Origin of the sequence: Nonomuraea sp. AD125B (assembly GCF_041402765.1) — a bacterium.
Lineage (GTDB): Bacteria > Actinomycetota > Actinomycetes > Streptosporangiales > Streptosporangiaceae > Nonomuraea > Nonomuraea bangladeshensis.
Genome location: NZ_JBGLOU010000003.1, coordinates 157,335 through 168,594 on the forward strand (window position 1 = coordinate 157,335; position 11,260 = coordinate 168,594).

The window sequence follows — 11,260 nt, forward strand, 5'->3', positions numbered from 1 at the left end:
TGGGACATGACCGCCATCGCGTCAACGACCGGCCCGGCGCGGGCCCGCGGCCGGCGCGGGGCGTGGAGCAGACGCGCCCCGTTGCTGCCGGCCCTCGTCATCACGCTCGCGCTCACGCAGATCCCGTTCGTCATGACGATCTGGTACTCGCTGCGGAGCTGGAACCTGCTGGCCCCCGGCGAGGGAGGCTTCGCGGGGCTCGCCAACTATCGGGCCACGTTCGCCGACGGCACCTTCTGGAAGGCCATCGGCAACACGGTGGTGCTCACCGCCGGGGCGACGATCCTCAGCATGCTCGTGGGCCTGGTGCTGGCGATGCTGCTGCAGAAGAAGTTCCCCGGCCGGGGCGTCGCCCGCACACTCGCCATCACGCCGTTCTTCATCATGCCGGTGGCGGCCGCGCTGTTCTGGCGCAGCGCCATGTTCGACCCCTCGTTCGGCCTGCTCGGCTGGCTCACCGACCTGGCCGGGCTGCCGCGGGTGAACTGGCTGAGCGAGCAGTCGATGACGTCCATCGTGCTCATCACGTCCTGGCGCTGGACGCCGTTCGCGATGCTCGTCCTGCTCGCCGGGCTGCAGGCGATGCCCGACGAGCAGCTGGAGGCCGCGCGGGTGGACGGCGCGAGCTGGTGGTGGCAGTTCCGCGGCGTGGTCCTGCCGCATCTGCGGCCGTTCATGGAGCTGACCGCGCTGCTGCTCAGCATGAACGTCATCCAGACGTTCGGCGAGATCGCGCTGCTCACGGCAGGCGGCCCCGCGTACGGCACCACCAACATCACCTACTACGTCTACCTGCGCGCGTTCAACTCGTTCGACTTCGGCACGGCGTCCGCCTACGGCCTGGTCACGCTGGTGCTCACGATCGCGCTCGCGCTGCCGGCGCTGCGCCTGCTGTCCGGCATCTTCCGACAGGAGGGACGGCGATGACCGTCACCACCGCTCCGGACAAGGACCGGGCCCGCTGGCCGGTCGCCGTGCTCGGCTGGCTCGGCTCGCTGCTGCTGTTCTCGCCGGTCGCGTACATGCTGCTCAAGAGCGTCCAGAGCGAGACGGACGCCGCCTCGCCGGCGCCGAAGCTCATCTTCGAGCCGACGTTCGAGCACTACAGGAACGCCTTCGGCGCGGGTTTCTGGGCGTACGCCGGCAACTCGATCGCCATCGCGGTGGTCTCGACGGTCCTGGTCCTGCTGCTCGCGCTGCCGGCCGCGTACGCGCTGTCGGTCCGGCCGGTCCGCAAGGCGCAGGACGCGCTGTTCTTCTTCATCAGCACCAAGATGATGCCGATCGCGGCCGGGATCATCCCGATCTACGTGGTCGCGCAGCAACTGAACCTGCTGAACACGGTCACCGTCCTGATCGTCCTGCACCTCGGCATGAACCTGCCGCTCGCGGTGTGGATGATCCGCTCCTTCCTGCAGGAGGTGCCGGGCGAGGTGCTGGAGGCCGCGTCCATGGACGGGGCCGGCCGGCTGCGGATCATGCGCAGCATCGTGCTGCCGCTGATCAGCCCCGGCCTGTGGGCGACCGCGCTGCTGTCGTGCGTGTTCTCCTGGAACGAGTACTTCTACGCGGTCAACCTCACCACGACCACCTCCAGCCTGCCGGTGTTCATGCAGAAGTTCCTGTCCTTCGGTGAGCTCTACACCGCCCAGGTCGCGGCCGTGGCCACCGTCGTGAGCGTCCCTGTCGTGATCCTCGGCTGGATCTGCCAGCGCAGCCTGGTGCGCGGCCTGCTGTTCGGAGCGGTGAAATGATGCGCGCGATCATCCTGGACGGAAAAGGCGGCGTCGAACCGGCCGAGGTGCCCGACCCGGTGCCCGGCCCCGAGGACGTCGTCATCGCCCCCGCCGCGGTCGGCATCTGCGGCACCGACCTGCACCTCGTCGAGGGCAGCTACGCCACGGGACGCCATCCGGTCGTGCCCGGCCACGAGTTCGCCGGCACCGTGGTCGAGGTCGGGGCGGACGTCCGCGGCCTGTCGCCCGGCGACCTGGTCGGCGTCGACCCCAACGTCAACTGCGGGCGCTGCCGCTGGTGCCGGGCGGGAGCCCCCAACCTGTGCCTCAGCCTCGAACCGGTCGGCGTCACCCGCGCCGGGGCGTGCGCCGAGAAGGTCGCCGTCCCCGCCCGCGTCGCCCACCGGCTGCCCGCGGGCCTCGATCCCACGGTCGGCGCGCTGATCGAGCCGCTCGCCTGCGTCCTGCACGCCCTCGACCGCGCCCCCGACCTGCGGGGACTGGACGTCCTGGTGTACGGCGCCGGCTCCATCGGCCTGCTCCTGTGCGCCGTCGCCCGGCAGCGCGGAGCAGGCCGCGTCCAGGTCGTCGAACCGCACGCGGTACGCCGTGACGCCGCGCTCCGCCTCGGCGCCGACCACGTCGCCGCGAGCGGCGCCGAACTCGACCTGCCCGACGGGGCCCAGGTCGTCGTCGAGGCGAGCGGGCACCCGGCCGCCGTCGCCGACGCGCTGGAGCGGATCGCGATCCGCGGCACCCTCGTGCAGATGGGCGTCACCGCGCCGGAGACGGCCGTGCCGCTGCGCCCGTTCGAGGTCTTCGACAAGGAGCTGACGGTGCTCGGCTCCAACAGCCTCGCCGACTGCTACCCGGCCGCCGTCGAGCAGATCGGCGACCTCGCCGCGGCCGTCCGGCCGCTGGTCACGCACCGGCTGCCGCTCACCGCGTACGCCGAGGCGCTCGCGGTCGCCGCCTCCCCCGAGGCGCTCAAGGTCCACATCGACCCCTCAATGAACACCTGATTGGAAGGCAACACCCATGACCATGGCCTACCGCATGACCCGTACGCTGCCCGCGGACCGGGCGGCCATCATCATGCCCGTCGACCACGGGCTCATCTTCGACCGCCTGCCCGGCCTGGAGAACCCGGCCGCCGTGGTGGAGGAGTTCGGCGGTGACGACATCACCGGCTTCATGATGAGCCCGGGGCTCGTCGTGCGCACCGAGCGGTACTTCGCCGAGCGACCGCACCTGTCCCGGGTGATGGCGATCGACGCGTTCTACCACTACACCGACGCCCCGGCCGGCGTCGGCGCGCTGCAGCACAGCGTGGAGGACGCCGTACGGCTCGGCGTGGACTGCGTGAAGATGCTGATGCCCTGGAACACCACCAAGGCGGAGCAGGCCGCGCTCGTCACCCGCGTCGGCAAGGTGGTCTCCGACTGCGAGCGCTGGCAGATCCCGCTCATGCTGGAGCCGGTGATGCTGGGCGCGCCGCGCACCCCCGAGGTCGTCGCCGCCGAGGAGCTGGCCGCCCGGATCGCCTTCGACCTCGGCGCGCACATCATCAAGATCGCGTTCCCGGGCGAGGAGGGCACCCGCCGCCTGGTCGAAGAGCTCGGCCTGCCCGTCGTCATCGCCGGCGGGCCCCGGGAGGGCGACGCGGCCGACACCGTCGAGGCCGTCAGGCAGACCGTCGTGGCCGGCGCCCGCGGCATCATCGTGGGCCGCAACGTCTGGCAGCGCAGCCTTCCCGAGGCGCACACCATCGTCGGGCAGCTCGCCGCGCTCTCGCGTTCCGGCGGCCGCGCGCTGCAGACCGTCTGACCATGACGGACGTGTGGGCCGGCGCCGACCTCGGCAGCACCAACGTCAAGGTGCTGCTCGCCGACGCCGAGGGCACCGTACTGGCTCGCGCCGCCAGGCCCACCCCCAGGGCCGGGCTGCGCGTCCGCCCGGACGAGCTGGTCGACGTCCTCGAGGAGCTGATCCTGCTGGCCGCGGGCGCGGTGTCGCGTCCCCGGCTGCGCGGGGTGTGCGTGGCCGGGGTCGGCGAGGACGGCGTGCTGCACGCCGGCGGGCGGCCGCTCGGCACCGCGCTGCCGTGGTTCGCCCCGTCCCGGCGTGTGGCCCTGGACCGTCTGGCCGAGCTCGCCCGGCCGGGCGACCGGCTCCGCTACGGGGTGGAGCTGGACGCCGCCCGCACCGTCGCGGCCTGGGCCCTGATCCCGTCCGCCGACCTGGCGGCGGCCGACGGGTGGGTGGCGTGCACCGACTACCCGGCGCTGCGCTGGACCGGCCGGGCGATCATGTCCAGCAGCCTCGCCCCGCGCACCGGCGCCTGGCTGCTCGATCCGGGTGAGTGGGACATCGAACGCGCCGGCCGGTTCCTCCCCGCCGACCTGCTGCCGCCGGTCGTCCCGGCCGGCACCGTGGTCGGCGAGCTGCGCAGCAGGCGGCTGGCGGACCTGCTCGCGTCCGACGCGGTGGTGGTCGCGGGCGGACACGACCACCCGGTGGGCGCCTCCGTCGTGCACCGGCAGGATCCCGGCGCGCCCCTCGACTCGATGGGCACCGCAGAGGTCCTCGTCCGCACCCTCGAACCCGCGAACCGACCGGCCCGCACCGGGGATCGCCGGACCGAGGACCGTGGGGATCGCGGAGACCTCCGGACCGGGGTCCTCCGAACCGGGGACCTCCGGAATGAAGACCGCGGGGATCGCGGAGACATCCGGACCGGGGATCGTCGGACCGGGGGGAACCCGCCTCCTGGGGTGGACCTCTCCCCTGCGGTGCTCGGCGACGGTCTGACCGCTCTCACCGTGCTGGAGCTGGACCGCAACATGACCTGGCTCCGCGACAACGGCCTCGGCCCCTGCCTGGACGCCGTCCTGGCCGGCCGCCTCGTCGCGGAACGGCCCGACCGGCCGGTGTTCGCGCCCGGCGCGGCAGGCGGCGAACCGCCCCGCTGGACACCCGCCGCGGCCGACCTGTCCGCCGAGGCGCGGGCGGCCGGCGCGGCCTGGCAGCTCGCGCAGGCCGGCGCGACGGCTCTGCGTGCCCTGGCACCCGACGCCGAAGCCGCCTACGCGGCCGGCGGATGGACCCGCGCGCCAGGGTGGATGCGCCTGAAGGCCGCCGCGGCGGGTCTGCCTTACCGGATTCTCGCGGAGCCGGAGCTGTCCGCACTCGGCGCGGCCCACCTCTGCCTGCCCGGACCGATCGCACCGGTGTCCGTACGGGAACTCACCCCCTGACGCGACCGGTGGCCGTACGTGGGGCTGCCATGACTCCAAGGAGCACCTAGAGTATTGGTATAGTCACGTACAGCTATGGGGGTGGTCATGGTCGTGCCGCGTCACGTGGCGTGTGTGATGGACGGAAACGGCCGCTGGGCCGCGCAGCGGTCGCTGCCGCGCACGGCGGGTCACGAGGCCGCCGAGGCCGCCGTGATGGACGTCATCGAGGCGGCGCGCTCCTCCGGGGTCTCCTGGCTGAGCCTCTACGCCTTCTCCACGGAAAACTGGCGGCGGCCGTCCGGCGAGGTCGACATCCTCATGCGGCTCGTCCGCCGCGCCATCCGCAAACACGCGCCGGTGCTGCACACGCGGGGCATCCGCTGCAGGTTCCTCGGCATGACCGACCCGCGCATCCCGGCGCCGCTGGTCCAGGACATCACCGACCTGATGACGCTCACCCGCGACAACAAGCGCATGACGCTGACCGTCGCCTTCGACCACGGCGGCCGCCGCGACATCGTGGAGGCCGCCCGGTCGCTGATCCGGTCCTCGACGCCGGCCGACCAGGTCACCGAGGCGAGCTTCGCCGAGCACCTGCCCTACGCCGACACCCCCGACGTGGATCTGGTCATCCGCACCTCCGGCGAGCAGCGCATCTCCAACTTCATGCTCTGGCAGGTGGCCTACGCCGAGTGGGTCTTCCCCAAGGTGCTCTGGCCCGACTTCCGCGCCGCCCACTTCTGCGAATGCCTCGACGCCTACCTCCGGCGCCAGCGCCGGTTCGGCGACGTCAGCCCCGCCACCATGACAGGAAAGGGCCTTCGATGACTCACACGATCCCCCAGGAGAACATCGACGTCTTCGGACCCGACTCCATCCTGCGCCGCCTGGTCGGCGAGGCGCGCTGGGGCCTCGCGGTGACCCGCGCCACCCTGCTGGAAGCCGCCCACCCGCAGATCGGCGCGGCGCTGATGGAGAACTCCACGTTCCTCACCAACCCCTGGCGGCGGCTGCGCAACACCGCGACGAGCTCGCGGCGGCTCCTCGACCCCGATCCGCGCGTACGCGACCGCGAAGCGGCCCGGCTCAACCGCCTCCACTCCCGCATGTCCGGCGTCGACGCCCAGGGCCGCCCCTACGACGCGACCGACCCCGCGGCGCGCGCCTGGGTGGCGGCGACCCTGTTCGAGTCGACGGTGACGATGTGCCGGCTGAGCGGCGACGCGCTCGACGCCGACGAGATGCGGCGGCTCTACGCCGAGCACCGCACGTTCCTGGCCCTGATCGACGGCACCAGCGACCACCTTCCCGCGACGCTGCACGAGTTCTGGCCCTACTACGACGACATCGTCGAGCACCAGCTGGAGAACAACGAGGCGGTGGGCGCCATCCTCTACCGGCTGTTCGCCAACGTGCCCGCGCCTCCGGTGCTGCGCCCCTACCCCGTGGTGTGGGCCGCGGGCCGGGCCATTGCGGGCCCGCTGGCCACGGCGATCACCATCGCCTCGCTCCCCGAGGCCTTCAGCCGGCGCGTCGCCCTGCCCGACCTGCCGGGCGCCCGCACCCTCATGCAGGCCGCCTACCTCAGCACCGCCCTCGCCACCCGCCACCTGCCGGAGAGCTGGACGCGGGTGGAGTTCTTCATGGGCCTGCTCGACCCCTCCCACCACAAGGGCGCGGGCCCGTGGGAGACCGTACGCCGCCGGGCCGGCAAGGCCGCGGCCCTGGCCCGCCTCCTCACCCCCGCCTCCGGCGGCGAGGACGGCCAGGTGACCCGATCGGCCGACCGGTTCTTCGCCGAGGTCCTCGACCAGACCGGCGACGGCTATCTGCGCTGGCCCGACCTGGCCGCGATGGCCCGGGAGATCGCCACCCGGCTCGACCTGGGCGAGCAGGAGGAAGACCGGCTGTTCCAGGCGTATGCCGCCTGGTGGCGCGAGCTGCAGAGCGCCCTCGACAGCGACGGCGACGGACGGGTCACCCGCGCCGAATACGCAGCCTCGGCCGCCCGCCTGCCCAGCACCGGCCTCGTCAAGATCGCCGACGTGCTGTTCGACGTCACCGACGTGGACGACGACGAGAAGATCGACAGCGAGGAATACCTCAACCTGTTCCGTACGGCCTTCCACCGCGACCTGGCCGGCAACGACGACAGCTACTCCCGCGCCGCCTTCGTCAGACAGTTCGTCTCCTTCATGTCCGGACAGCAGCACTCCAACGCCTACATCTCCCTCCTCGCGTCGGGCTGACGACAGGCAACCCTATGGAAGGGGCAGGGTGGCAGCTGCCCATACGGCGCACAGTCCTGTTCGAGGCGCGGATGAAGGCACGGAGATGAGTGAGGCCTGCAGCGCGGTCTTCGAAGTGCCCACAGCAGCAGGTGCAGGACGTGGCGCCGCAATGAGGGCATCGCGGCTAACGTCCGTATCGCGGCGTATACGGCCGGTTCGCGGACCCTTGCTCCAACCTGGGAGGTCACGAAGGGCGTTGCGTTGGTAGCCTGCCAGCGCAGCACCCTGCGCGCCTGTTCCCGTAAGGCTTGGCCACAGCCATGGGTTGGCAGATTCAACGGCGCATCCGCATCATCACCCGTGTCCGGCGTCCGTCGATCGCCTGCACCGCACTGATGATCGCCGTTCATCCGCACCGTTCGCCTCGGAGTGCAGACAGCCGGCGAGTTGTCAGGGCGAGATCCTCGCCTCACGAATCGCTCAGCGTGACGTAACAGCACGTTGTGCTCCCACCGGTAAACGACATACCCAGCGACCGCAGGAACCTTCGCCTGACGAGGCGCGCCGCTCACGGTTGGAAGAGCACCTAGACAAACTCGGGCGCACCGGAGGAAGGTATCGACAGCACCTGAGTGATGCCACACGGAGGCAGTCATGTCGGCGGCGCGTCGCAACCAACGCTGGATATGGGTTGGGCGGATCGTGTTCGGAATCGTCATCGCTGGACTTATCGCATACTTCATGGTCATCGGCCTGGAAAAGGCCGACAAGCTGGCCAGCGTCCTCGCGTTCTTACTGGCATCAGGCGCGCTCGTGGGGCCGTTCCTGCTGCCGAAGTCAGAGCTGTCCGGCGGCGGTCAAGACTCGGACAGCGATCTAGCCGCCCGGCAACTCAAGGACTCTGACGCTCCTGTCGACATGAGGAACTCGCATGGAGTGCAGGTGAACCAGGGCGGCACCAACACGCAGAACAACAACTTCTTCGGGTCGCTATGACGGGCGAGCAGAGGGCACGATTTCAGGGCCTCCAAATCAATTATGGAGGCTACGTTCATCAAACAAATACTTTTGCAGCGCCATCCCTGGATGATGAGCTTCGATCACTTCGTGCACATAATCGCGCTCATGCTCGGCAATGGATATTGGATCAGGATGCCAAGCTGCGAAGAACGGTGCTGAACGAGTACGAGAAGGCACACGAGATTCTCAATGACATATGTGCTCATCAAGGTGCCGCGCTGGCCGTAGAACTCATCTATCACATGAATCCGAAGCGACTGATGTGGCTACTGGAGCGTCTGGATGAGAAGCACCAGCAAGCAGCCTTCTTCGAACTGTCGATACGGCTCGCCCAGGACGGGAAGGTCGCTGAGTACTATGTTCGCGACTACGCGGCTGTTGATCAGATTCGCACCGCTCACCTGTTGATCAACGTCGCCTGCATGGCAGAAGCAGGACCCGGTCGCGCCCTTGAGCTGCTCCCTAGCTATGACTTCGCCCTGAGCTTACCTGATTGGTTCGCAGTCAGACTCCTAGAAGCACTTATCTTTGACCACAGAAATGCCGGCCCGCAGACATACGGCTACACGCGCGAAGCATACACGGTGCTGATTCGACTGCTGAATGTGGACGACGAGCGAACCATACGCCTTATCGTGCAGTTTCCCCCTGATCAGAGGTCGAAGTGCTTGTTCCTCCTCCCGCTCATCTCTGCGGCGGACCTGCTGACGGCCATGACCGAGGTCTCACAGGAGGCGGCCATCGAAGTCGTACACACATTGCCTTGGCCGATCGCCAGGGCTGTGGTGGGAAGGGTGGCGTGGGATATGGGCCGAAAATTGGAAGGGCCAGGAGAAACGACATGGTGGCCCTGGCTTGACGGCATCTGCGCCGCGCTGGCCTATCTTCCTCACACCGTACACCGCGTGCGCCATAATGGCGGGCCGTCGGCTCTCACTACAGAGCTGAAGAACCTGCGGGATGTGCGCAAGGCCGCAACATGGGCCATCAAGGATGCGAACTTCTATCGCCACCAACGCAACCACCTGGGGTGGCTGGCAATCGCCCAGATGCTCATCCTGCTCATTTTGCTGATTATCCTTGTGCTCACCTGAGCCGTAGTGCGAGCTGGAGGGCCGGGATGGCCGGCAGCGCAGCTTCGTGAGTACCTTCCGTTGCTCCAAGAGTGCGACGATGCACTCGCCGAAGGCGCGAATGCGGGTACGGGCACGGTTGAAGTCCCGTTGCCCACGCGACAGCCATGAACAACGGTGGCGATGCCGCTTCAGCGACGTCCGGATCGTACCGCCCGCCCCTTGACAGCCCTGCCGCGGAGGCCTTCACGCCCGCATCGGGCCAAGGCATCGATCAGGCCGTCTGCCGAGCGGTGGTCAGGTCATGAACGACGCCCAAGCGCAGGCGACGCCCCACTGAGCCGCGCCCTGCGGGATCGGCCAGTACTTGCACGTTCGACCGTGCTGCTTGTGTTTTCCGCTGTAGCACGGCCGCTCAATCGATGGAGATGAGAGGCCGTCCAGGATGGCATAGGCCGCCCGCGCCACGGCGGCGTGCACGTCGTAGGCCGGCGTAACCAGCAGGTCCCCGCCTTCGAGCGGGCCTAGCGCCCGGCCAGCTGTGTACGGGGCCAGCCGGTTCGGCGGGGTGCTCGTCATCCCGTGGCAGGCGCGTCGGGCGGCCGATGGTTTCCGGCGGCGCACTCTTCCCGTCCTCCTCATGTCGCAGGCAAGGCTTCCACGCGGGGCTGGGGGTGCTTGGGCTGAAGCTGTCGTGGGTGCCGGTCGGCGTTGACAGATCTTGGTGAAGATCCGTAGCGTGTTGTGAAAAGTGCGACATATGGGGCGCTTTGCAGCGTCCTGCGGAAAGGAAAAGTGTGCGACGCAGACTGGCGCAAGCAACCTCCACGCTCATGGCAGCGGCATTCCTGACGGTCGGCGGAGCCTCCATCGCGGCCGCTTCCACGGAGGCCGGATCGACGCAGCAGGCCTACGCCGCGGCCGGCTGGACGCCGTACAAGAATTACGCCACCTACGCGGCCTGCCAGCAGGAGGGGAAGGAACTGCTGAATGCGGGCATCGTCAAGAACTACGACTGTTCGTGGGACAGCCCCTACTGGCTGTTGAGCGTCTACAAATAATTCCGCGAAAGGCTGATGGAGGGTGACGGAGCGCGGTCCGTCACCCTCCATCAGACTGTTGGCTGGCTATTCGATACGTACGCGGAGCAGCCAGAACGGGCTGTCGTAGTCACAGGTGTAGGCGATGACGACTCCGCCGCCGAGCATTTCCCGGCCCTGCTGACGGCAGGCTTCATAAGTGGCGTAGTTCTTGTAGTCCACCCAGACCGCAGGCGGCGCCGCGACCTTTGCCTGCTGTGCGGTTTGAGCTTGTGCGGAAGCGGTCGCGAGGAAGCTTCCTCCCGCTGTCAGGAATACTGCTGCCAGGAGCGTTGAAGCGGCTTGCGCCAATCTGCGTCGCACACTTTTCCTTTCCGCAGGGCACCCGATTGCGCCCCTTTTGCCGACCTTTGCGCAACACGCTACGGATCTTCACTCAAGTGTGTCAACACCGTAATTGACTTTCTCCGATTTTCGGAGAAGGGGGGTTGCCGTCAGGTCGATCCTGACGCTGCCGCGCCCGCACGGCCCCGCGCCTTTACACAAGCCGGATGATCATGTCAACGGCAAGAGTCATCGAAACAAGGTTGCGCCTTGCGGCGATCTTCATCGTTAAGTTCTGATCTTGGTCCGGCATAGGTTGCAGGCGCCACAAGCAATGATCACCGACTTCCGCAACGCGGTGACAGCGTACGGACGAGGTGCTCGACAGAGGAGAGTTCATGATCCGTTCTCTTGGCAAGCTGGGCGACCGGCTGCTCGACAAGCTGCTCCCCACGACCTCCGCCGCCGCCGACACCTGCTGGGACGAGATCAAGTTCGTCGGCTACACCATGCGCAGGACGTGCTGCATCGCCGCCGGTTACACGGCCTGCACCCCCTGGCGCTGATCGAGATCCGCACCGAGTGATCGTCATGCGG

At 68.6% G+C, this 11,260-nt stretch carries 12 protein-coding genes; 11 read left to right on the forward strand and 1 reads right to left on the reverse strand.

Annotated features, from left to right (window positions below; genetic code table 11):
- Positions 1-6 precede the first annotated feature (6 nt).
- The 10 genes from ACBR40_RS10090 to ACBR40_RS10135 all read left to right on the forward strand — a co-directional run bounded on the left by ACBR40_RS10090 (position 7) and on the right by ACBR40_RS10135 (position 10,360).
- Positions 7-927 carry a sugar ABC transporter permease gene (locus ACBR40_RS10090; protein WP_344206897.1) on the forward strand — a complete coding sequence of 307 codons (921 nt, stop codon included), beginning with the start codon at positions 7-9 and terminating at the stop codon, positions 925-927.
- Positions 924-1,754 (forward strand): carbohydrate ABC transporter permease, encoded by an 831-nt coding sequence (locus ACBR40_RS10095; RefSeq protein WP_371248462.1) that lies wholly within the window; start codon positions 924-926, stop codon positions 1,752-1,754. Before ACBR40_RS10090 ends, ACBR40_RS10095 begins: the two co-directional genes overlap by 4 nt.
- The gene (locus tag ACBR40_RS10100; protein ID WP_371248463.1) at positions 1,751-2,758 is read left to right on the forward strand and encodes an alcohol dehydrogenase catalytic domain-containing protein; all 1,008 of its coding nucleotides are present in this window, start codon (positions 1,751-1,753) and stop codon (positions 2,756-2,758) included. Before ACBR40_RS10095 ends, ACBR40_RS10100 begins: the two co-directional genes overlap by 4 nt.
- A gap of 16 nt (positions 2,759-2,774) precedes the next feature.
- Positions 2,775-3,563 (forward strand): class I fructose-bisphosphate aldolase, encoded by a 789-nt coding sequence (locus tag ACBR40_RS10105; protein ID WP_371248464.1) that lies wholly within the window; start codon positions 2,775-2,777, stop codon positions 3,561-3,563.
- A 2-nt stretch (positions 3,564-3,565) separates the two neighbouring features.
- Positions 3,566-4,993, forward strand: a complete 1,428-nt coding sequence (locus ACBR40_RS10110) for an FGGY family carbohydrate kinase (RefSeq protein WP_371248465.1) — start codon at positions 3,566-3,568, stop codon at positions 4,991-4,993.
- An 87-nt stretch (positions 4,994-5,080) separates the two neighbouring features.
- Positions 5,081-5,803: a polyprenyl diphosphate synthase gene (gene uppS, locus ACBR40_RS10115; RefSeq protein ID WP_371248466.1), complete on the forward strand. Its 723-nt coding sequence runs from the start codon at positions 5,081-5,083 to the stop codon at positions 5,801-5,803.
- On the forward strand, positions 5,800-7,224 hold the full coding sequence (locus ACBR40_RS10120) for an oxygenase MpaB family protein (protein ID WP_371248467.1): 1,425 nt from the start codon (positions 5,800-5,802) through the stop codon (positions 7,222-7,224). The genes uppS and ACBR40_RS10120 overlap by 4 nt, the downstream gene beginning before the upstream one ends.
- A gap of 636 nt (positions 7,225-7,860) precedes the next feature.
- On the forward strand, positions 7,861-8,202 hold the full coding sequence (locus ACBR40_RS10125; RefSeq protein ID WP_371248468.1) for a hypothetical protein: 342 nt from the start codon (positions 7,861-7,863) through the stop codon (positions 8,200-8,202).
- Complete coding sequence (locus tag ACBR40_RS10130) at positions 8,199-9,320, forward strand: hypothetical protein (RefSeq protein ID WP_371248469.1); 1,122 nt, start codon at positions 8,199-8,201, stop codon at positions 9,318-9,320. Before ACBR40_RS10125 ends, ACBR40_RS10130 begins: the two co-directional genes overlap by 4 nt.
- Before the next feature lie 812 nt (positions 9,321-10,132).
- The gene (locus ACBR40_RS10135) at positions 10,133-10,360 is read left to right on the forward strand and encodes a hypothetical protein (RefSeq protein WP_371248470.1); all 228 of its coding nucleotides are present in this window, start codon (positions 10,133-10,135) and stop codon (positions 10,358-10,360) included.
- A 66-nt stretch (positions 10,361-10,426) separates the two neighbouring features.
- Here ACBR40_RS10135 and ACBR40_RS10140 read toward each other — a convergent pair whose 3' ends face one another.
- Positions 10,427-10,702 carry a hypothetical protein gene (locus ACBR40_RS10140; protein WP_344206886.1) on the reverse strand — a complete coding sequence of 92 codons (276 nt, stop codon included), beginning with the start codon at positions 10,700-10,702 and terminating at the stop codon, positions 10,427-10,429.
- A 359-nt stretch (positions 10,703-11,061) separates the two neighbouring features.
- Here ACBR40_RS10140 and ACBR40_RS10145 point away from each other — a divergent pair, with 359 nt between their 5' ends.
- A complete protein-coding gene (locus ACBR40_RS10145) occupies positions 11,062-11,229 on the forward strand; it encodes a hypothetical protein (RefSeq protein ID WP_344206885.1) in 168 nt (55 codons plus the stop codon).
- Positions 11,230-11,260 lie beyond the last annotated feature (31 nt).

Coding starts and splice junctions, on each gene's coding strand:
- ACBR40_RS10145 (WP_344206885.1), top strand. CDS start 11,062: ATGATCCGTTCTCTTGGCAAGCTGGGCGACCGGCTGCTCGACAAGCTG.
- ACBR40_RS10095 (WP_371248462.1), top strand. CDS start 924: ATGACCGTCACCACCGCTCCGGACAAGGACCGGGCCCGCTGGCCGGTC.
- uppS (WP_371248466.1), top strand. CDS start 5,081: ATGGTCGTGCCGCGTCACGTGGCGTGTGTGATGGACGGAAACGGCCGC.
- ACBR40_RS10100 (WP_371248463.1), top strand. CDS start 1,751: ATGATGCGCGCGATCATCCTGGACGGAAAAGGCGGCGTCGAACCGGCC.
- ACBR40_RS10090 (WP_344206897.1), top strand. CDS start 7: ATGACCGCCATCGCGTCAACGACCGGCCCGGCGCGGGCCCGCGGCCGG.
- ACBR40_RS10125 (WP_371248468.1), top strand. CDS start 7,861: ATGTCGGCGGCGCGTCGCAACCAACGCTGGATATGGGTTGGGCGGATC.
- ACBR40_RS10120 (WP_371248467.1), top strand. CDS start 5,800: ATGACTCACACGATCCCCCAGGAGAACATCGACGTCTTCGGACCCGAC.
- ACBR40_RS10135 (WP_371248470.1), top strand. CDS start 10,133: ATGGCAGCGGCATTCCTGACGGTCGGCGGAGCCTCCATCGCGGCCGCT.
- ACBR40_RS10105 (WP_371248464.1), top strand. CDS start 2,775: ATGACCATGGCCTACCGCATGACCCGTACGCTGCCCGCGGACCGGGCG.
- ACBR40_RS10130 (WP_371248469.1), top strand. CDS start 8,199: ATGACGGGCGAGCAGAGGGCACGATTTCAGGGCCTCCAAATCAATTAT.
- ACBR40_RS10110 (WP_371248465.1), top strand. CDS start 3,566: ATGACGGACGTGTGGGCCGGCGCCGACCTCGGCAGCACCAACGTCAAG.